The 19,705-nt window shown below is 60.0% G+C and carries 18 protein-coding genes; 9 read left to right on the top strand and 9 right to left on the bottom strand.

The features are described 5' to 3' along the window. Positions 1 to 111 precede the first annotated feature (111 nt). The 7 genes from P2W41_RS02310 to P2W41_RS02280 all read right to left on the bottom strand — a co-directional run bounded on the left by P2W41_RS02310 (position 112) and on the right by P2W41_RS02280 (position 7,312). Positions 112 to 450, bottom strand: coding sequence for a carboxymuconolactone decarboxylase family protein (locus P2W41_RS02310; RefSeq protein ID WP_292898123.1), 339 nt, complete (start codon positions 448 to 450; stop codon positions 112 to 114). Next, positions 437 to 1,699 (bottom strand): alpha/beta fold hydrolase, encoded by a 1,263-nt coding sequence (locus tag P2W41_RS02305; RefSeq protein WP_404934197.1) that lies wholly within the window; start codon positions 1,697 to 1,699, stop codon positions 437 to 439. Before P2W41_RS02305 ends, P2W41_RS02310 begins: the two co-directional genes overlap by 14 nt. After that, positions 1,696 to 2,685, bottom strand: a complete 990-nt coding sequence (locus P2W41_RS02300; protein WP_292898125.1) for an alpha-ketoacid dehydrogenase subunit beta — start codon at positions 2,683 to 2,685, stop codon at positions 1,696 to 1,698. The genes P2W41_RS02305 and P2W41_RS02300 overlap by 4 nt, the downstream gene beginning before the upstream one ends. Before the next feature lie 4 nt (positions 2,686 to 2,689). Continuing rightward, positions 2,690 to 3,745, bottom strand: a complete 1,056-nt coding sequence (locus P2W41_RS02295; protein ID WP_292898126.1) for a thiamine pyrophosphate-dependent dehydrogenase E1 component subunit alpha — start codon at positions 3,743 to 3,745, stop codon at positions 2,690 to 2,692. A gap of 10 nt (positions 3,746 to 3,755) precedes the next feature. Beyond that, a complete protein-coding gene (locus P2W41_RS02290; RefSeq protein ID WP_404934196.1) occupies positions 3,756 to 4,751 on the bottom strand; it encodes an ABC transporter permease in 996 nt (331 codons plus the stop codon). Beyond that, on the bottom strand, positions 4,748 to 6,274 hold the full coding sequence (locus tag P2W41_RS02285) for a sugar ABC transporter ATP-binding protein (protein WP_292898128.1): 1,527 nt from the start codon (positions 6,272 to 6,274) through the stop codon (positions 4,748 to 4,750). The genes P2W41_RS02290 and P2W41_RS02285 overlap by 4 nt, the downstream gene beginning before the upstream one ends. 81 nt (positions 6,275 to 6,355) lie before the next feature. Continuing rightward, positions 6,356 to 7,312 carry a sugar ABC transporter substrate-binding protein gene (locus P2W41_RS02280; protein ID WP_404934195.1) on the bottom strand — a complete coding sequence of 319 codons (957 nt, stop codon included), beginning with the start codon at positions 7,310 to 7,312 and terminating at the stop codon, positions 6,356 to 6,358. Between the two features lie 156 nt (positions 7,313 to 7,468). Between P2W41_RS02280 and P2W41_RS02275 the strand changes: the two genes are divergently transcribed. Then, positions 7,469 to 8,467, top strand: coding sequence for a sugar-binding transcriptional regulator (locus P2W41_RS02275; protein WP_292898130.1), 999 nt, complete (start codon positions 7,469 to 7,471; stop codon positions 8,465 to 8,467). Between the two features lie 142 nt (positions 8,468 to 8,609). Here P2W41_RS02275 and P2W41_RS02270 read toward each other — a convergent pair whose 3' ends face one another. Beyond that, a complete protein-coding gene (locus tag P2W41_RS02270) occupies positions 8,610 to 9,773 on the bottom strand; it encodes a mandelate racemase/muconate lactonizing enzyme family protein (RefSeq protein WP_292898131.1) in 1,164 nt (387 codons plus the stop codon). 111 nt (positions 9,774 to 9,884) lie between these two features. After that, a complete protein-coding gene (locus tag P2W41_RS02265) occupies positions 9,885 to 10,805 on the bottom strand; it encodes a LysR family transcriptional regulator (RefSeq protein WP_292898132.1) in 921 nt (306 codons plus the stop codon). Between the two features lie 177 nt (positions 10,806 to 10,982). Here P2W41_RS02265 and P2W41_RS02260 point away from each other — a divergent pair, with 177 nt between their 5' ends. The 8 genes from P2W41_RS02260 (at position 10,983) to P2W41_RS02225 (ending at position 19,697) form a co-directional block, all read left to right on the top strand. Beyond that, a complete protein-coding gene (locus P2W41_RS02260; RefSeq protein WP_404934194.1) occupies positions 10,983 to 12,209 on the top strand; it encodes an aminotransferase class V-fold PLP-dependent enzyme in 1,227 nt (408 codons plus the stop codon). A 56-nt stretch (positions 12,210 to 12,265) separates the two neighbouring features. Continuing rightward, on the top strand, positions 12,266 to 13,366 hold the full coding sequence (locus P2W41_RS02255; protein ID WP_404934193.1) for a PotD/PotF family extracellular solute-binding protein: 1,101 nt from the start codon (positions 12,266 to 12,268) through the stop codon (positions 13,364 to 13,366). Between the two features lie 64 nt (positions 13,367 to 13,430). Further along, the gene (locus P2W41_RS02250; RefSeq protein WP_292898135.1) at positions 13,431 to 14,357 is read left to right on the top strand and encodes an ABC transporter permease; all 927 of its coding nucleotides are present in this window, start codon (positions 13,431 to 13,433) and stop codon (positions 14,355 to 14,357) included. Between the two features lie 2 nt (positions 14,358 to 14,359). After that, the gene (locus P2W41_RS02245) at positions 14,360 to 15,175 is read left to right on the top strand and encodes an ABC transporter permease (protein WP_292898136.1); all 816 of its coding nucleotides are present in this window, start codon (positions 14,360 to 14,362) and stop codon (positions 15,173 to 15,175) included. Next, on the top strand, positions 15,168 to 16,256 hold the full coding sequence (locus P2W41_RS02240; protein ID WP_404934192.1) for an ABC transporter ATP-binding protein: 1,089 nt from the start codon (positions 15,168 to 15,170) through the stop codon (positions 16,254 to 16,256). Before P2W41_RS02245 ends, P2W41_RS02240 begins: the two co-directional genes overlap by 8 nt. A gap of 42 nt (positions 16,257 to 16,298) precedes the next feature. Then, positions 16,299 to 17,273 carry an ornithine cyclodeaminase family protein gene (locus P2W41_RS02235; RefSeq protein WP_404934191.1) on the top strand — a complete coding sequence of 325 codons (975 nt, stop codon included), beginning with the start codon at positions 16,299 to 16,301 and terminating at the stop codon, positions 17,271 to 17,273. Positions 17,274 to 17,345: 72 nt separating this feature from the next. Then, positions 17,346 to 18,266 (top strand): LysR substrate-binding domain-containing protein, encoded by a 921-nt coding sequence (locus tag P2W41_RS02230; protein WP_292898139.1) that lies wholly within the window; start codon positions 17,346 to 17,348, stop codon positions 18,264 to 18,266. 168 nt (positions 18,267 to 18,434) lie between these two features. Next, positions 18,435 to 19,697: a sugar ABC transporter substrate-binding protein gene (locus tag P2W41_RS02225; protein ID WP_292898140.1), complete on the top strand. Its 1,263-nt coding sequence runs from the start codon at positions 18,435 to 18,437 to the stop codon at positions 19,695 to 19,697. Positions 19,698 to 19,705 lie beyond the last annotated feature (8 nt).

The raw sequence follows: 19,705 nt of genomic DNA, 5'->3' as shown, positions 1-19,705 counted from the left end.
TCCCATCTGACCCGCCTCAACGATCCATAGGCTCTGCAAGGCGGCTAAACTTCTTTGGTTCGAAAACTCGAAAAGCAATCCTCGTTTTCGTCGAACTGCCTCCGGCGCTGTTTAGAGCTCCCGAAACGCCTCCATCGCCTTGCCGGCATACATGACGGCAGGTCCGCCGCCCATTTCGACCGCCACCTCAAGAGCCTCGACAAGAGCCGCTTCTTCCGCGCCATGCCGCTTCGCGGCATCCACATGATAGAGAATGCAATCCTCGCAGCCGCTCGCCACGGCAATGGCTGTCGCCAGCAATTCACGATCGGAAGCGGAGAAATGACCCTGCCGTGTCGCCACCGCGGAAATGGAAGCGAAACCTTTCATCAGTTCCGGGGCGGATCTGGCAAATCCCCCCATCCGCGCTTTTGCAGCCTTCAATCTTGTTCGGATATCAACCTCGGTCATGGGCCACCCCCTTTTTGATGATCGCCGCCGCCTCGGCTGGTGCATCCCAGTGAGGCATGTGACCAGCGGCTGGAAAAACATGGAGTGCGATGGCCGGCGAGACATCGAGAGTGTCGCGCCAGTTAAGAATTCGATCCTCCGTACCCACAAGGATACGCACCGGAATTTGATTGGCGAGCGATGCAAGAGCGCTTCGCACGTTCACCAATTGCCTGCCCTCGCGGCAAATATCATCCGCCAGGCGGGACAGACGGCCACGCGAGAGAACCTTGTGGATTTGCGCTACCAGCGTCGGAGAGAATGCATCGGCGCGGCTTGAGAGCCTTCGCAGCAAATGACCTACCGCGCCCACACTGTCGGCTTGAGCCATCCCGGAAACAAACTCCGCATCGATATGCAATCCGAGACCGGCCGGCGCGATGAGAGTGAGCGAGGAGACACCGCCCTTGCGGTTGGCCGCCGCAATCGCCGCCGCTGCCCCGAGTGAGTGGCCAACCAACGCGACCGGGCGGGACGGGTTCAGCTCACCGCACAATGCGTCGACAAGATCATCGAACGTCTGAGCCTCCGCCTCCGTTTCTCCGTGGGAAGGAAGATCAATCGCCCGCACAGAAAGCTGCGCCCGCCCCAGCGCCCTGCCCAGCTGATCGAAGGTCTGGCGATCCCCCGCAAAACCGTGAACGAGGAGCACGGGCGAGCCAGTCTCGGAACCCCAGCTTTCCGCTGCAAGTGCGGAGACTGGCTCGCCGGAGATGGAACGCTCGACGTCAGACAGTTCCACACGTCCTCTGCGCCCTGTGCCGGGGACGGCCTCTATGCTGATCCCCGCACGGCGGGCCGCACGGCGGGCCAGAGGAGTGGCACGCACGCGGCCACCCTGTTCGGACGAAGCCATTGGAGGCTCGGCATGCTTCTGCGCATCCGTAGCCTCATCAATGACCGCATCGTCCGGCTCATCGCTCGCGGCAGCCTGATTTTCCTGCCCTCCGGAAACCCAGTCCTCTTCTCCCATCAGATCAATCTCGGCAATCGGGTCGCCCACCTGAACAAGATCACCCTGGGTGACCAGTGTGCGAACCAGTCGTCCGGGCCCGAGCGCAGGGTACTCGACAGCAGTCTTGTCGGTTTCAAACTCCACAAGAGGCGTCCCGCGATCAAAAGCCTGCCCTTCGGGCACAAGCCATTCAGAGACGGTTCCTTCCTCCATCGTCTCGCCCAGGCGAGGCATTGTGAGCATGACGGTGCTCATGCCGCACTCCTCAAACCCACAAGTTTTTCACCCGCCGTCTGGATAAAGGCTGCAGTGGGCACGGAGTTCTTCTCAAGTTCGACGGAAACCGAAATCGGAATATCTTCACCACAGACGCGGATCACCGGCTCGGCCAGGAAGTCGAAACACTCCTCGTGGATACGGGCAGAGAGCTCCGCCCCGACGCCGGCAGTCATCACACCCTCGGAGACGACCATCACCCGACCGACGCGTTCAACATGTGCCCGCACGGTATCGAAATCGAGCGGATTCAGGGAGCGAAGATCGATCACCGTCGCTTCCACGCCTTTCCGGGCCATTGCCTCCGCGGCTGCGAGCGCATGGTGCAATTGGCGGGAATAGGTCACGATCACCAGATCGTCTCCCGTACGGTGAACCCTGGCTTTCCCCCATTCCGGCGCAGGGGCGGCCAGATCCACATCTTCCTTCATCGTGTAGAGCGCCTTGTGCTCAATGAAGACGACCGGATCCGGCTGCCTCAGCGACTGCCGCAGAAGATGATAGGCATCCGAGACGGTTGCTGGCATGACGAGCCGAAGGCCAGGCGTATGCATCACATAGGCTTCGAGCGATTGGGAATGCTGGGCACCGGCCGAACGGCCTGTTCCGCCCTGGGTCCGCAGCACCATGGGCACACCCACCTGACCGCCGAACATATAGCGGATTTTCGCTGCCTGATTTCCAAGCTGATCCATCGTCATCCCGATGAAGTCGACATACATGAGCTCGGCAACGGGTCTCAGGCCGGACATGGCGGCACCCACTGCAGCGCCAACGATCGCCGGTTCGGAAATCGGCGTGTCGATCAAGCGGTCGGGACCGAACTCCTCGTACAGGCCTTTGGTAACACCGTAGGCGCCACCATAACGGCCAACTTCTTCACCGATCACCATCACGGTATCGTCTTCGGCCATAGCATCGCGCAGAGCCTGTTTGAGCGCGTCTCTATAGGTCATCTCTGCCATAGTCTCAGTCCCCTGCCAGAATGCGGTCGATGCGGGCTGCCACGGATTCCGGCTCCGGTTCACCAGGCGCATAAACGTCGCGGAACATCGTTTGCAGTGCCGGTTCACGCGCGGCGACCGTAAAGTCGATGGTCGCATCCATTTCCCGTGCAATCTCGGCGTCGAGGGCATCGAGGACAGCCTCGCTGCTCTCCCCGCTTTCAACCAGGGCTTTGCGGGCAAACCCGACCGGATCCTTGGCGCGCCCCCGCTCCTCATCCTCAGGCGTACGATAGGGGCTCTTGTCCATGCGGGCATGGCCGAAGAAGCGGTAGCATTCGACCGCGAGAAAGCCGGGCGTGCCTCCCCGGGCACCATCGATAATCCGGCCCGCCGCCGCGCGTACGTCGCGCACGTCCAGCCCGTCCACGGTTTCCGAGTTGAGCCCAAATGCCAGACCACGCTCATGAAGCGCGCGGCCTTTTGTTGCCTGCTCGATGCGTGTGCCCATACCGTATTGGTTGTTGATGCAGACGAAGATGACCGGCAGGTCCCAAAGCGCAGCCATGTTCATGCTCTCATAGAGAATGCCCTGCTGCATCGCGCCATCACCGAAGAACGCGATGGAGACCGCACCCTTGCCCTCACGCTTTGATGCAAGTCCGGCACCGACCACGGCAGGGATGCCGCCGCCAACAATGGCGTTGGCACCCAGGTGTCCGAGCCCCATGTCGGCAATGTGCATGGAGCCGCCTTTCCCGCGACAGTAGCCCTCTTCCTTGCCGCCGATCTCCGCCATCATGCGATTGGGATCTGCACCGCGCGCAAGGAATATCCCATGGCCCCGGTGGTGGGTGGTGAACGTGTCTCCATCCCTCATCAGGGAGGCCACGCCCACTGCCGCCGACTCTTCGCCAATGGACAAATGCAGCATGGAGCCTGCCGATTGCCCGCGAACGAAAAGCTCGCCAACCCGCTCCTCGAATGTGCGCACCCGGCGCATCTGCCGGTAGAGCGCGAGAAGCCCGGTGTTCGAGCGCGGCACTTTTTCCGCAACTGCCGTGTCGATGGGTGCAGTCATGTTGCCTTCCTTACAGGAGATTGAGTTTGGTGGTGCGCGATACGATGGCGACCGCGACGAGAATGATCACACCCTTCACGATGTTCTGGATGTAAGTGTCCATTCCGATGAGGTTCAGGCCATTGTTGATCACGCCGATGAAGAGAGCGCCGCAGAGTGTTCCGAGCACCGTCGCAGTGCCGGGTCGGAACATGGTCATGCCGATGAACACGGTGGCGAGCCCATCGAGCAGGTAGCGTTCACCTGCATTGGGTTGCCCGGACCCCAGTCTTGCAGCCAGCAGAGCGCCGGCGATAACCGCAAAGACGGAGACCAGTATAAGTGCCGCCATCCGATAGGGCGTGATATGCACGCCCGATAGCTCCGCCGCCTTCTGGTTTCCGCCAACCGCGTAGACATAGCGGCCGAACACCGTTCGCTCCATCACGAACCAGGCAATCGCCACAGCGATGATCATGAAGTAAGCCAGATTGGGAATTCCAAAAATCCGCCCCTGGCCAAGCATGAGATAGGCATCAGGCAGCCCGCCATATATCGCGCGGCCTCCGGTCATCAGAAAGTTGATACCGAAGAGGATGGATCCCACCGCGAGAGTGGCGATAAGCGATGGAATACCGATTTTCGTGACCAGCAGGCCGTTGACGAGACCAACTCCGATGCCGGCCGCCAATCCGGCGCCAAGAGCGACCGCAAGTGGATATCCCATCGTCAGAAGCAGCGGCACCAAGATGCCCGAAAGGCCCACCGTATAGCCAACGGAAAGATCGATCTCCCTGGCTGCGAAGCCAAATGTCAGTCCGGAACCGACGATCGTCAGGATCGCGATTTGCTGGAAAATGTTCGTCAGATTAAATGGCGTCAGAAAGCGATCCACGAAGAGCGAGAACCCGAGGAACATGAGGATGAGAACCCCGAGCGTCGAGTAACGCTGGATGAAATCGGAGCGGACAGACTTGCTTTCGGCGGCAGCGGGGGCCTTGCCGAGGGAGCCGGCTTGCGGTGTCATGCGGCATCTCCAGTGATGGCTTGGATGAAACGGCTTTCGGAGAATTCGCAGGCCGGTATGTCATCGCCTGGCCTGCCGTGAACAAATGGGACGGCGCGATGGCACAGTTGTGCAACCTCGCCGAGATCCGACGAGGCGATGAGAATTGCCGCTCCACGCTCTGCGAGACGGCGCAGATGAGCATAGATTTCCATCTTCGCCCCGATGTCCACGCCTTCGGTCGGCTCAACAAAGATCAGGACGCTATACTTGTCGTCGGCACCATACAGCCATTTGCCTATGGAGACTTTCTGCTTGTTTCCGCCCGAGAGATTGCGGATCAGCTGGCGCTGGCTCGGTGTTTTGACGTTCAAAAGGTCGATGATGCGCGCCGCTTCTTGGCTTTCCACGCGGCGGCTCAACACGCCGGCACGCGCAGCAAACTGCGAATGAACCATGGTCAGGTTCTCAACGACGCTTCCATCGCCGGCGAGTGCGTTCTCCATACGCTGATCGGGAACCAGCGCTACGCCGGCTCTTTGCATGGCGCGAATTCCCCCAGCGCGAACCTCGCTGCCGTTAACGGAAATCGTCCCGCGCAATTTGCCGTGGCGCGTGTAGAGCGAGCGCGCAAAGCCGAAATGTCCGGCCCCTGTCAGCCCTATCAGCCCGACAATCTCGCCCCGCCGCAACACGAAACGGTCCACTTCGACTGCTCCTGTCTTCCAGCCTTCGACAGACAGCACGACTGGTTCTGTAGTTGTGGCCAGTGCGTGGTCTTGTGGCTTGCGGGTGTCGGATGATTCCGAATGGGCATCCTGTTCCCGCCTCAACATGAGATTTGTGAGACCGGCCTCTGTCGCGTCGCCCTTGTCCAGCGTCCCGACATGTCTGCCGTCACGCAGAACGGTGATCCGGTCGCACAGTGCGACGACCTCGCTCAGGAAATGGGAGATCAACACGACACCCACGCCCTTTTGCGGCAATGACCGGATAATGTCCCAGAGCCGTTTCTTCTCCCTCGCCTCCAGTGTCGCTGTGGGCTCATCGAGAATGAGAAGGCGAATATCCCCCCTGAGCGCGCGAACGATCTCGATGACTTTCTGGTCGGCCATCGCAAGGTCCTTGACCGGCCGGTGAAGGTCCGTCTCCAAACCCGGGAACCATGTGGACATGAGGCGTTCGGCTTCGCTTCGCAGAGTGCGCCGGCGCACGATACCAAAAGGCCGGCGCGGCTCTGCCCCAAGCATGATGTTCTCCGCGCCGGTCAGCGAGGGAACAAGGCTCCCTTCCTGGCTAACATGCGCAATGCCATAGCCAAGCGCGACGCGTGGGCTGGAAAGAACCACCGTGCTGTCATTGACGGTAACGGATCCCCGCGTGGGCTGGAGCGAACCACCGAGAATGTTGACGAATGTGCTTTTTCCGGCACCGTTTTCGCCGACGAGGCCGTGCACCTCATCATACCGGAATGTCACATCGACGCGATCCAGTGCTCGCGTACCCGGGAACTCCATGAAGATATCGGCAAGATGCACCGACATGCACGGTCTCCTGTAAGATTGGTGAGCTGGGTGGCGTGGGACGGGCCGCGCAACGCGCCCCGTCCCGCAGGGGCTGCACGACTACATGAAATCTTTGCAGTTCTGCTTCGTCACGAGAGGTGCATCCATGTAGACGATGTCGCTTGGGATCACCTCATCGCGCGCCTTGCCGTCAACCACGATGGATTTGATCCACTCGCCCACCTGTGCGCCCATGCCTTCGAAAGGCTGGCTCACAGTTGCGATCATCATGCTGTCCGGCTTGCAGACCTCTGCAACGGCTTGCGGGTGGCCATCGATGCCGATGACTTTCACATCGGTCAGACCGGCAGCTTTCATGACGTTGATGGTCGCTTGCGCCGGTTCATCCCAGGGCGCCCAGACAGCGTCAATCTCCTCACCGAAGCGTGCCACGTAGTCCTGCATCGAAGACGTCGTATCCTCGAAGAAGGCGGTATAGTCGATGTTGTGCTCTGCCAGCACTTTCACATTGCCGTATTCCTGAAGAACCTTCTCCATGACGTCGCCGCGCTTGCGCGTTCCGTGGTGCTCGGCCATGCGGAAGAAGACGAGATTGCCCTCGCCGCCAATCTGGTCGAGAAGATACGGAGAGACATCGGCGGACATCGCCCAGTTGTTGGTGGTGACATCCACCTGAATGCCCTCCACGAAACCGCTATCGACGGAAAAAACGGGGATCCCGGCCTCGATGGCGACGTCGATTGCCGCCTTGGATGCGCGCAAATCGGACATGGTGATGATGATCGCGTCCACACCGCGCGAAACGGCATCCTGAAGATTTGACGCGGTGGCCTCGCCCGACCCCTGGCTGTCGAGGAAACTGACATTCCAGGAGTTTCCGCTCTCACCCAGCCATTCTTCGAAGCCGGCCTTCACCCGCTGCTCGGACTGCGCTGCGGCATTTGAATGAACCCACGCAATATCGAGTGCATCCTGCGTGAAGCCGACAACGGTTGTTGCTGCAAGAACGGTCCCTACGGCCACGCAGCCCGCCAGGTTCTTTGCAAACTTGTTCATGTTTTCCTCCCTGAATTGAAGACGCCCACGGCCCTCCCGATGGCATCCACGAGCCAAACGTGACGATGCTTGATACATTTGTCAAGCATCGATACATTTGTAATTCGCTACCGATATTCGATTGTCAGTGCAAGCCCCACCGTTTAGGAAATCATCATGATCGAGAATGATGACCACGAACTGATGAGCCGCGCGGCATGGATCTACTATGTTGGAGGTCTCAATCAGGAAGAAACCGCAAACCGCCTGGGCACCACCCGAGCGCGGGTGAACAAGCTGCTGCAAAGCGCCAAGGATGCCGGCATCGTATCGATCTCGATCGATTCACGCAGCAACGGGCTTCTGGAGGTGGAGGACAGGCTGCGCCAACGCTTCAATCTCGAACGGTGCATCTGCTCCCCGGCTCTGGGACTTAGTAGAACCGACAAATTGCCTGGTAATCTTTCCGAATACCCGCGCCGCGCGGTAGGTTCGCTTGCGGCGACGCTGGTCAAAGAGTTGATCGCACGCAAGGGTGATGCCGTGATCGGTACGGGCTGGGGTCGCACCCTCGACCAGATCACGCGCAACATGGCCGGCGTTAGCGCACCCAGAGCGCGCTTTGTCAGTCTTATGGGCTCACTCACCGCCAACAGCGCCTTCAACCCTTTTGAAGTGGTTCAGGCCCTGGCGAGGGCGACCGGTGCGGAGGGCTATTTCCTGCCAGTGCCGTTCATCGCAAACACTCCGCGGGACCGCGACATACTTCTGTCGCAGACCACCGTGCGGTCAGTTCTCGAAATGGCCCGGCAACCGGACATGGCCATCATCTCCGTTGGTGAACTCACGGAGCACTCATTGCTCCGTCGTTCAGGCATGATCTCGCAACTCGAACTCGACGAGCTTCACGAGGCCGGCGCTATCGGTGACACAAATGGCATTTTCTTTGATGCCCACGGAGCGCCTGTCAGGCATGTTCTCAACCAGCGGACGCTGGCCGTGAACTTCGACGCACTCCGCGCCACCCACACGGTTTTGCTGTCGGGAGGCATCGAGAAAGCGGAAGCCACCTGCGCCCTGCTCGAAAGCGGCATCGTCAAAACACTTGTGGTGGATGGCGATACCGCACACGCAGTTTACAAGATCGCTGTAAATGAGAGCGGCGCTTCCGCTTGACCTCCTGAACACGCTCATTGGATATCAGCTTATCCGCCGCTCGCCAAACAGGGACGGCCAGAAGGTCAGGAGAAGTGTACATCGTATTCTGACGGCAATGTCCGCATGGCTCCACCCGACAAAGCGGACCCTGACGCAAACCTCATTCGGCAGTCACTCGTTTCCATAAGTGATTTTTCACAGACGCCTGATCCAGAATAGCCCCCAGACCCGGAAGCGGGTTGAGGGGCATTCGGCCATTCCTCACATTGTCTTCCCACGGATTCTCGAGGATTGGCCGAAAATCCGGCTCCTTTGCATAATCGGGAAAACACTCCAGAACCATGAAATTGGGGATGCATGCGGATAGCTGCGCGGAGATCGCCGTGGCAAGCGTGCTTCCGTAATTGTGCGGGGCAACCCGGGCGTTGTAGATTTCCGCCAGTGCTGCAATCTTCTTCCCCTCCATCAGCCCACCCGTGTTGCAGATGTCCGGCTGGACGATGGAAATGGCTTCGGTTTCGAGCAGAGAGTGGAAGCCGAAACGGGTGTAAATCCGCTCGCCCGCCGCGAGAGGAATAGATGTCGTACGGCCCACCCTTGCCAATGCACCTGGCAGTGCAGGATCCACCGGCTCCTCCACGAAACATGGATTGAAGGGTTCCAAGCGTTCCAGAAGCGGCAAAAGCTGATCGCTGGAAAGCCCGCCGCCGAAATCAAGCATGATCGCGATGTCTTCGCCGACGGCCGCGCGAAGCTTCTCGACACGCTCGATCACAAGAGCGCTCTCGCCTTCGCGCAGTCTACGGCGTACCGGATGCCGGATTACCGTGACAGGGTCGGCCATGCCGAGCGGATAAAGCTTCAGTCCGCGATAGCCACGTTCAACCGTGCGCAGGCCCGCCTCCGCAAACTCGCTACCGCTGTTGCAGCCAAGCCACCAGCCATTGGCATACACCTCGAGTTCGGGCTCGATCGGGCCACCGAGCAGCGTATAGACCGGCACGCCGAGCGCCTTGCCCTTGATATCCCAAAGCGCGTGGTCGATGGCGCTTAGACCGGCCATCGAGATTGCACCGCCCCCCTTGGTCCAGAAGCCCTGGTCGTAGATGTCGTTCCAGATCAGCTCGACGGGCGATGGATCGCGGCCAATCACCAAACGTTCAAGCATCGCCACCAGCATCTCGGCCGCCGCTGTCGTACCAAGACCGTAGGCAATGCCGGCTTCGCCCAGCCCGGTTATGCCTGCATCGGTTTCCAACTCCAGAATGACGGCGCGGCGAAAGCCTGTCGGCACGACATAGATATTGGCGGCAGTGATTTTCATGAACATATCCAGACCGGTTGCTTACACCCGACTGTCCAATGCCGGGGCAGGCATCACAATGGAATTATGGTCAGAGGCCTGTGCCTGGGAGGAATAGGCTCCCGCCTGAAATCAGCCCAGCATCTTGGCAAGCTGCCGCTCTTCCTGCTCCATCTCTGCGATCAGCCAGTCCCGCACGAGCTCAACCACGGGGCGGATTGCCCGCTGGCTCGACGAGACGAGGTGATAGCTCCGGTCAGTGAGAATGACCCTGTCGCTGGCGCTTACCAGCATGCCATCAATGACAAGGCGCGACACCACTGAGGTCCAGCCGAGCGCCAGGCCCTGCCCGCTGAGTGCTGCCTGCAACACAACGGAATAGTCCGAAAAGGAGAGCTGGTTCCACGTGGTGGGAATTCGCCTGCCCGCTTCCAGCGCGAACTCGGACCAGCCAAACCAGTGATCAGGCAGGTTGATCAGCGTGTGTGGTGAAACCGGTGTATCGAAGGTGCCACGTTCGCGAACGTATCCCGGCGCACCGATGGCAAGAACCCGCTCGGGGGCGAACCAGCCGCCGAGCTTGCGCGCATCGTCGCCGGCCGCGACCCGCAGGCCCAGATCACAGTTGGCCAGCGGTCCGCCCACACTGCCCGGCAGCAGCTGGAACTGCAGGTCCGTGTTCGGAAACTGTTCGCGGAAACTGCTATAGCGCGGCATCAGCCAGTGAGTTGCCATGCCCGACGAAATTGAGAGCATCACCACCTCGCGGGTGCCGTCGCGCCCCTCGATCTCATCCAGAACGTCTTCAATGGAATGAAAGGCGCGGGTGGTGACCCGGCTGAGCTTCTTGCCGGCTTCGGTGAGCGCAAGGTTTGGGCCAGAGCGGATGAACAGCTTCTCCCCAAGATGCTTCTCAAGCGACGCCACTGCGTGGCTGACAGCAGGCTGGGTGATGTTCAGTTCGTCTGCGGCTTTGGAAAAGTTCGAATGCCGGGCCGCGACCTCGAAAACGAAAAGCGTGCTGGGAGAAGGAAGATGCCGACGCAATACCATAAGCAGAGCTTATACTGAGGATGAATCTTTTCAACCTGTTTAAACCCTAAATCCCATGGCAACTTTACAGGCAACCAATCGCAAGAGCGGCAAAAAATAATAAGCGGAACGCTATGCTTGCGCACGACGGGAACGTTGCCGGGCTTTATTTCCGAGATGAGAGCAGAAGGTCCGGGCATGGCATTGGACACGCAACGGCTACGGGCTGAAACGCCGGGCTGCAGACCAGAACTGGTTCATTTCAACAATGCGGGTGCCAGCCTCATGCCGCGACCGGTTATCGAGGCGGTTGAGCGTCATTGGACCGAGGAGATCATGTCGGGAGGCTACGAAGCAGCGGAAAGGATGGCTGGGCAGATGCAGGCGACCTACGATGTCACGGCGCGGCTTGTCGGTGGCGCACCGGACGAGATAGCCTTCTTCGACAACGCCACCCGTGCCTGGCAAGCCGCCTTTTATGCCATTGGCTGGAAATCGGGGGATCAACTGATCACCGGTCAGTCTGAATACAATTCCAACATGATTGCCTTTCGCCATGCCGAAGCGCGTTTGGGAATAAAGGTGATTCTGGCGCCGGATACACCCGCCGGTATCGTCGATGTAGCGGCGCTCGAAACGCTGATTACCGACCGCACGCGCCTCATCGCCATCTCGCATATGCCGACAAACGATGGTCTCATAAATCCGGCGCAGGAAATCGGAGCGGTTGCCAACAGGCATGGCGTCCCGTTTCTGCTGGATGCCTGCCAATCGGTTGGCCAGATGCCGATCAATGCGAAAGCCCTCGGCTGCACCATGCTTTCGGCCACGGGCCGCAAATATCTGCGGGGCCCCCGCGGAACCGGTTTTCTGTGGGTAGACCGTGCGTCGCTGCACGCGCTTCAGCCCCATGCACTCGACATCCAGTCGGCGCACTGGACAGACGTAGACCAGTTCGAACTCGCAGCCGGTGCACGCCGCTTCGAACTCTGGGAACGCAATGTTGCCGCCCAACTGGGGCTTGGCGCTGCCTGCCGCTATGCGCTGGATATCGGACTGGAGAACATCTGGGCTCATATCAGCGATCTTGCGACGCAAATGCGTAGAATGCTCACCGGGCTGCCGGACATCACTGTTCAGGACCGTGGCCTGGAGAAGAGCGGCATCGTGACCTTTTTCCACGAGACCGTGCCGTCGGAGACGCTTGTAGGCGCATTGCGCGAGCGCTTCGGCATCAACACATCGGTCTCCAACACCCAGCTCACCCGCAGGTCGCTGCGGGCACGGGGCGTAAAGACACTGGTGAGGGCATCGGTGCATGCCTACAACACGGCTGACGAGGTCGAACGCCTGGGCGAGGCGCTTGCGAACCTGACGGCAGGGAAACAGCCAAAGACAGAATTGAACGCAGGACAGAACGCCTGATCTGACCTGGTTCGGGGAACCCATAAATCAGAGCAAAAAAACAGAGGAGAACGGCCATGACATTCAAGCCGACGAGACGAACGGTACTGACCGGAATGGGGTTTGCCGGTGTTGCCGGTCTGTGCGCACCCGGACTGATCAGACCGGCTCATGCCGCCAGCGGTGAACTCAACATCTGGGCCTATGACGGGTTCATCACCGACGCCTTCCGCAAGCGGTTCGAGGACGAAACCGGCATTCGCCTGAACATCCGCACCGTCACCGACCAGGGCGAACAGTTCAATCTGATGGCAGCGGAGAACGGCAAGTTCAGCGCCGACATCGTGACCTGCGCCGGCCACCGCTTCTACCAGTTCATCGATGCTGGTTTCCTCGCGCCCATCGACCGCGCAAAGCTCGGAAACTGGAGCCGTATCGAGGACGAATATGCGAGCGCCTCCTGGGTCTCGCGCTCGGGAGAGCAGTGGGGTGTGCCGCTCGTGGTGGTTTCCACCGGCCTTCTCTACAATACCGAGGAGATCGAAGCGCCGACGAGCTGGGACGTGATGTTCGACAAGGCCAATGCCGGACGCACCGCCTACCAGATCCAGGATTTCTTCCAGATCGTCATGAACTATCTTGGCTATGACGGCTCGGCCGCCTCCTACATGAACACGCCCGATGTCGCGCAGCGCGCGGTTGATGCAACGCGCGATTTCCTCATCGAGCACAAGCATATGGTGCGGCGCTACTATGAAGCGGCAACCGAAATCCAGCAGATGATGGTAACAGGTGACGTGGCGCTGGCGCAGGCGGGTTCCGGCCCGTCCTCGCAGCTCATCATCGACGGCTTCCCTGCGGGCTACACCATCCCCAAGGAAGGCGGGCTTGCCTATGCCTATGGTTTCAACATCACGAAGGATGCGGCGAACATGGAAAACGCCTACACCTTCCTGAACGCGCTTCTGGCGGATGCAGAAAACGGTGCGGAGATCGTTCGCTCCACCGGCCTCTCTTCCACCATCAAGGGCACCGAAGCACTGCTGACGGATCAGGAGAAGGAAGCACTGGCTCTGACTGCCGAAGAGCGCAGCCGTCTTTCCTGGGTGGATGTCGAAACGGCGCCCTTCATCTTCGATCTGATCGACAAGGCGGCGGAAGAAATCCGCGCCGCCTGATCCATGATCCGGAACTGCCGGCTGCCTCTCCGGCGGCCGGCATCGAAGTCGAAAACGAGTATCGATGACCAGCCTGCTCATTCATCTGCGACGGTTCTCCGTCTATCGCGGCCTGACCGACCTCTATGCCCGCTCGCCGCTGGCGCGGCTCTTGATCGTCAGCATCGTGCCGCTTCTGTGGATTCTCGGCACAACCGCCGCGCCCCTGGCGCAGATGGTGATTGTCAGCTTCTATGAGAGCTTTCCGGTGGCCGAGGGCGAGACAGCGCGCTGGACGCTCGCCAATTATGCAAGCTTCTTCGAGCGTCCGCTCTATCTGACCGCGTTCCTTCGGTCTTTCGTCTTTGCCACAGTGGTCACCCTCCTGACGCTGCTCGTTGTCTTTCCCATCGCCTATTACATTGCAAAAGTGGCACCGCGCGGCCGCCGCACAAGGCTGCTCCTGCTCGTGATCGCGCCCTTCTGGGTGAGCGAGATCATTCGCAGCTTTGCCTGGATCGTGATGCTCGCCAATCGTGGCGCGGTGAATTCGTTTCTCTCCTTCATCGGCATTCCCGGCACGCCGGTGGAGCTGCTCTACAACAATGTTTCGCTGACCATCGGCGTCATCTACCTGACCTCACTCTACATGCTCCTGCCGCTCTATGCTGCGCTGGAGAAAATCGACGACAACGTTCTGGAGGCGGCAGCCAATCTGGGCGCGCCTGGCTGGCGGCGCTTCCTGCGCATCGTCCTGCCGCTATCGCGCGACGGCGTTGTGGCCGGGTGCTCGCTCGTGTTCCTGCTGGTAATCGGACTTTACGCGATGCCGCAGCTTCTGGGCGGGCCGGGCAACACGTTGTTTGCGACGACAATCGGCCAGATATTCGCCAAGGCCGGTGCATCCTGGCCGCAGGGCAGCGCCTTCAGCATCATCCTGACAGGAGCAGCGCTAGCCTATGTCGGCCTGTTCGTGGCAATCTTTCAGCGGCGCGGCCGCGGGGGGGCATGAGCATGAAACTGCGCCATCTCGCGCTGCCTGGCCTTTTCTGGCTGTTTGTCGCCTACCTCTTCCTCCCGCTTCTTGTCATGGCGGCCATGGGCTTCCGTGATTCCAATTTCGTTGCCTTCCCGATTCATAGCTGGACCACGAAATGGTACAGCGAAGTGCTGCTTGACCGCGACGTGATGGAAGCGCTGTGGCTTTCAGCCAGGGTGGCGGTCTTCTCAACGCTCATCTCGGTCGCTGTCGGCCTGCCGGTTGCTTTCGCCGTTGCCCGCACATCCGGCATCGCGCGCGGTCTGCTGATCGCACTCATTCTCCTGCCCGCATTCCTGCCGGTGGTTGTCTCGGCGATCTCGCTGCGCATCTTCATCGGCCGTATCGGTCTCGAAACGGGCACTGCGGCAATTGCCTTCGGGCATGCTGTCGGCTCAGTTCCCTTTGTCGTCATCATGATCCTGACCCGTCTCAACACGATGGGCCGCAACATGGCCGATGCGGCACGCAATCTCGGTGCGGATGATGTCATCATTCTGGTGCGCATCGTGCTGCCCTATCTGTCGCCGGCGCTTCTGGGCGCATTCATGTTCTGCCTGCTGCTTTCGTTCGAGGACTTCGTGCGCTCGTTCTTCCTCGGCGGGTTCGAGCAGACCTTCCCGGTTCTCCTGTTCGCCCGGCTGCGCTTCGGCTTCGATCCGGGCCTTGCCGCCATCTCGACAATCGTCCTCATCGCCACGACTGGCTTTGGCCTCTATGCCGAACGCTTTGTCCGAAAGCGCAGCCTGCGCAGCGAAACCTCCCTGACTTCCGGTGCCAAGAATGACTGATCCCGTACCCGCCATCGAGATGAAGAACATCTGCAAGGCCTATGGCGCCCTGCGGGTCATCGACGATGTTTCACTGAAGATCGAGCGGGGCGTGTTCATCACCCTGCTGGGGCCATCCGGCTGCGGAAAATCAACGCTGCTGCGCTCCATTGTCGGTCTGGCCGAGCCTGACAGCGGCGAAATTCTGGTCGATGGAAAAGACATCACCCACGCCGCCGCGCACAACCGCCCGGTGAAAATGGTGTTTCAGGACTACGCGCTCTTTCCTCACATGACCGTTGCCCAGAACATCGGCTTCGGCTGCGAGATGCAGGGCATGGAGAAGGGCGCCATTGCCCGCCGCTGCACCGAACTTCTGGAACTGATCCGCCTGCCAGACATCGCCAATCGCTACCCCGATGCTCTGTCGGGTGGTCAGAGGCAGCGTGTTGCGTTGGCCCGTGCGCTAGCGCCCGATCCGGCGGCACTGTTGCTCGACGAGCCGCTTGGCGCGCTCGATCTGAAATTGCGGCAGGACATGCAGCGCGAGCTGAAGGCGATCCAGCGGCGCACGGGCAAGACCTTTGTTTTCGTCACCCACGACCAGCAGGAAGCCATGTCCATGTCGGATCTGGTGGCTGTGATGAACAAGGGCAAGATCGAACAGCTCGACAGCCCCGAAAACATCTACGCCAACCCCGCAACCCTCTTTATCGCCGACTTCGTTGGCGCAACCAATATCTTCGGAGCGAAGGTAGAGGCGGCTGACGGCGATCATCTCATGCTGGCCGTCGGCGATGCCCGGTGGCGCGTGCCTGCCGCACGCGTGACCTCACGGAGCAAGCCGGCAATGGGCGAAACCGTTTCCGTGGTGATCAGGCCGGAGGCGTTCAACATCGGCGCAAGCCGTCGAAAGGACGACATCGTGCTGTCGGCTCGCCTGACCGACCAGACCTATCTCGGCGACCGTGTGCATCTGAATGTCGAGACCGTGGATGGCGCATCGCTGCTTGTCGATGCCCGGCCTCCGGTAACCGCCAGGCAGAATGCGGAAATCACCCTGCACTGCCGGCCCGACAACCTGGCAATCATCGCCGGCTGACCGGCGCAAGAAACAAACTGAGTGTGAAATGGAGATTTTTTGATGGAAATGATCGATGCCCGGCGGGTGCATGAACTGCTAGATTATGAAGGCCTGTTCGCAGCGCTTGAAGCCGCGCACAGGGGCGGCATGCCCAAACAGTCCGACCGCCTGATCTATCAGGAGCTGAATCCCGATGGCCAGCCGGACATCTTCATTATCCTGCCCGCCTGGGAGCCGCAGGAAGGCATTCTGGCAAAACTTGTCACCTCCTTCCCGAACAACAAGGCACGACACAACCTGCCGACCGTCAACTCCATCTATGTCTTCATCAATGCTGACACGGGTGTTGCCGAAGCGGTGATTGACGGCGAGGCCGTGATCTTCCGCAAGACCTCTTCGGATTCGGCCTTCGGCTCGAAGCTTCTTTCACGTGAGGATGCGGAGAACTTCCTGATGATCGGCGCTGGCGGGCTGGCACCCTTTCTCGTCAAGGCTCATCTCACAGCCCGTCCGAATCTGAAACGTGTCACGCTTTGGAACCGCACCACGGCCAACGCCGAAGCACTCGCAAAGACGCTCGCCGCGGAAGGGATCGAAGCGGAAGTCGCCTCCGACCTCGACGCGGCCGTGAGTGAGGCCGACATCATCTCAAGCGCCACTATGGCAAACGAACCGCATCTCAAGGGCAGGCTGCTGAAGCCCGGCGCGCATGTGGATCTTGTCGGCTCCTTTACGCCGGAGATGCGCGAAGCCGACGACGATGTCCTCAAACGCGCCTCGATCTTCGTCGACCACCGCCAGACCACAACGCGCTCCGGCGAGTTCCTGGGGCCCTACGAGCGCGGCATCATCACGCCGGAGGATGTGCGCGGCGACCTCTTCGAACTTTGCCAGGGCAAGGTGAAAGGCCGCCAGTCTGCCGATGAAATCACAATGATGAAGAATGGCGGCGGCAGCCACATCGACTATTACGTCGCCAAATATCTGATGGACCGGCATCACGGCCGGCCGTTCTCGACACGCTGTTCGAGCTGATCCAGTGGTGGCGGCGAAAGCGCCGCCGCCACCCTTTGACGATGAACGTGAGGTGAAGACAAGGGGAGTGTCATGGAACTGCCGCGACGTTTGATCCCTTCCGTTTCTGGCCTGATCGCCTTCGAGGCGACGGCAAGACATCTGAGCTTTTCGCAGGCCGCCAAGGATCTCTCGCTTTCGCAAGGCGCCGTTTCCAAACGAGTGCGCCAGCTGGAACAAATGCTTGGTGTGGCACTTCTCGCCCGCAACAATCATCAGGTCCACCTGACGGAGATGGGGCGGCGCTATCTTCCGCAGGTGCGCACCCTTCTGGGGCAACTGGAAAGTTCGACCCGTGCGCTGATGCAGGGTGCAGATGGCAAGGCCGTCATCACCGTCGCGGCACCGGTCGGTCTTGCTGCGTGCTGGCTGGTCTCGCGTCTTGGCATATTCCAGAACCGCCATCCCGGCCTCAACATCAATCTTCTCACGTCACGGCCGCTTCTGGAGGCCGATGACGAAGCCGTCGATTGCGCTATCGTGCAAGGCATGCCGCAATGGGGCGGTGTCGCATGCACGCCCCTTTTCGAGGAAGAACTGCTGCCGGTGGCAAGTCCGCACTTCATGCGCAACCGGCGACCCAATTCGCCCAGTGTGCTCCAGGAATGCACGCTGCTTCACCTCACGGATCAGCCGGACCTTTGGGTGGAATGGTTTGAACTGGCCGGGTTTCCACGGCCAGGACTGCCGCGGGGGCCGCAATTCGATCAGTTCCCGCTCCTGATCATGGCCGCAGTGCATGGTCAGGGCGCCGCGATCATCCCTCGCTTCATGATCGAGCGAGAGCTGGCATTGGGTGAACTGGAGGTGGTGCTCGACATACCGCTCCGTAACCGGAAAGCTTATCATTTTGTCATGCCCGCACGCTCGGAGAGCGACCGAAACATCCTCGCTCTGCGAAACTGGGTTCTGGAATGCGTGGCAGGCGATGCGGGCTGCAGCCAAGCGGCTTGAGGCTGCCCGTCGGCCTTGCCTGATAGGCACTGCCCTATTCCAAAAAGCGATTTGAGCCCATCCAGCCTCAAGGGCAGACTTTCTTTGGGAAGCGCGGCATTCCGGATACCTGTCCAGTGAAGACGGGAGCGGATTATCAGCCGGGCGAGAACCAGAGGAGAACCAACAATGCCCGGTAGAACACACAACTTGCTTTATGCCACCGCTCTGGCCGCCGCAGTCTTTGCTGGCGGTTCGACGGTTGCCGCTGCGGAAGACGAAATCAGTTTTCTTGTGGTCGATTACGAAGCGCCCGGAATGGGTGACTGGTGGCAGCTTCTCGTTTCGACCTATGAAGAGAAGACCGGCAACAAGGTGGTGCCCCGCAACACGCCGGCAAGCGAATATTACGAACAATTGCTTATTCAGGCCGCCAGCGGCACCGGCGCCGATATTCTAACCGTCAATCCAAACAACATCGGCGAGCTTCTGGCCGCCGGCCAACTCATGCCATTGACGGAATTTCTCGAGAGTTCGGGGGTAAAGGAGCAGATCGTCAAAGGCGGTTTCGATGCCTTGACGGCAGATGGCGAAATCTACGCTTTGCCTATCACGGGCCGCACGCTCGAGCTCATCTACAATGCCTGCTATCTGGAAGAAGCCGGTTTCGAGCGTCCACCGCAAACCCCGCAGGAATTTCTGGATTATGCCACCAGGCTGACTGTCAAGGACGATTCGGGGCGCGTGACCCGCTATGGCGCGAATATGGTCAACGCCAATGAAGACCCCACTTATGAGATGCTTCTCATGTGGAGCATCGCAAATGGTGGCTCCTTTGCTGACGAGAACGGCAACTTCACTCTGGATTCCGAGCCTGTGATCGCCGGTCTGAAACAGATGAAGGCGCTCTACGACGCAGGTGTCGTTCCCAGGGGAATGAGTGAAACAGACCAGCGCTCGCTCTTTGCCACCGGCGGAACCGCCATGACCATCGACGGGCAATGGCAGTTTCCCTTCATCGAGAAGAACAACCCCGACAATTTCGACTGCTACAAGTCAGCGCTTCACCCGTGGGACGGGCCCGGCACTGGTGGCGTCAACATGGCGCTGGCGATCAATGCAGCAACATCAAACCCGGATGCTGCCAAAGCCTTCATCGAAACCGCGGCCAGCGCCGAGATGCAGTCCGCATTCTCCGATCACAGCCCCTATATCCCCTATGGAGTGAATGCGCTGACGGACGCTCAGAGAGAGGCTCGCCCCTATCTGGAACCCTGGATCGCGAGCAGCGGAAACGCGCATCCGGTGGCGATTCCCGGCCACGCAGACCAGTTCAACGAGATATGGCCGATTGTTGTCGACGCCGTGTTGCTGACCCTGCGTGACGGCAAGCCCGCCGAAGAGAGCCTCGCAGAAGCGCAGGCCAAACTGGAAGACTGCTGCGCCAAATAGGCGTGGTG

Source organism: Nitratireductor sp. L15S-10 (genome assembly GCF_045011005.1).
Taxonomy (GTDB): domain Bacteria; phylum Pseudomonadota; class Alphaproteobacteria; order Rhizobiales; family Rhizobiaceae; genus Nitratireductor.
The sequence above is the reverse complement of the archived record's forward strand: the minus strand, read 5'-3'. Positions and strand labels throughout refer to the sequence as shown.

Bases quoted from the DNA above. Each gene is read 5' to 3' on its own strand.
- P2W41_RS02245 (WP_292898136.1), top strand. From the start codon at position 14,360: ATGAAACTGCGCCATCTCGCGCTGCCTGGCCTTTTCTGGCTGTTTGTC.
- P2W41_RS02305 (WP_404934197.1), bottom strand. From the start codon at position 1,699: ATGAGCACCGTCATGCTCACAATGCCTCGCCTGGGCGAGACGATGGAG.
- P2W41_RS02255 (WP_404934193.1), top strand. From the start codon at position 12,266: ATGACATTCAAGCCGACGAGACGAACGGTACTGACCGGAATGGGGTTT.
- P2W41_RS02270 (WP_292898131.1), bottom strand. From the start codon at position 9,773: ATGAAAATCACTGCCGCCAATATCTATGTCGTGCCGACAGGCTTTCGC.
- P2W41_RS02265 (WP_292898132.1), bottom strand. From the start codon at position 10,805: ATGGTATTGCGTCGGCATCTTCCTTCTCCCAGCACGCTTTTCGTTTTC.
- P2W41_RS02275 (WP_292898130.1), top strand. From the start codon at position 7,469: ATGATCGAGAATGATGACCACGAACTGATGAGCCGCGCGGCATGGATC.
- P2W41_RS02235 (WP_404934191.1), top strand. From the start codon at position 16,299: ATGGAAATGATCGATGCCCGGCGGGTGCATGAACTGCTAGATTATGAA.
- P2W41_RS02250 (WP_292898135.1), top strand. From the start codon at position 13,431: ATGACCAGCCTGCTCATTCATCTGCGACGGTTCTCCGTCTATCGCGGC.
- P2W41_RS02230 (WP_292898139.1), top strand. From the start codon at position 17,346: ATGGAACTGCCGCGACGTTTGATCCCTTCCGTTTCTGGCCTGATCGCC.
- P2W41_RS02310 (WP_292898123.1), bottom strand. From the start codon at position 450: ATGACCGAGGTTGATATCCGAACAAGATTGAAGGCTGCAAAAGCGCGG.
- P2W41_RS02280 (WP_404934195.1), bottom strand. From the start codon at position 7,312: ATGAACAAGTTTGCAAAGAACCTGGCGGGCTGCGTGGCCGTAGGGACC.
- P2W41_RS02225 (WP_292898140.1), top strand. From the start codon at position 18,435: ATGCCCGGTAGAACACACAACTTGCTTTATGCCACCGCTCTGGCCGCC.
- P2W41_RS02285 (WP_292898128.1), bottom strand. From the start codon at position 6,274: ATGTCGGTGCATCTTGCCGATATCTTCATGGAGTTCCCGGGTACGCGA.
- P2W41_RS02295 (WP_292898126.1), bottom strand. From the start codon at position 3,745: ATGACTGCACCCATCGACACGGCAGTTGCGGAAAAAGTGCCGCGCTCG.
- P2W41_RS02240 (WP_404934192.1), top strand. From the start codon at position 15,168: ATGACTGATCCCGTACCCGCCATCGAGATGAAGAACATCTGCAAGGCC.
- P2W41_RS02300 (WP_292898125.1), bottom strand. From the start codon at position 2,685: ATGGCAGAGATGACCTATAGAGACGCGCTCAAACAGGCTCTGCGCGAT.
- P2W41_RS02260 (WP_404934194.1), top strand. From the start codon at position 10,983: ATGGCATTGGACACGCAACGGCTACGGGCTGAAACGCCGGGCTGCAGA.
- P2W41_RS02290 (WP_404934196.1), bottom strand. From the start codon at position 4,751: ATGACACCGCAAGCCGGCTCCCTCGGCAAGGCCCCCGCTGCCGCCGAA.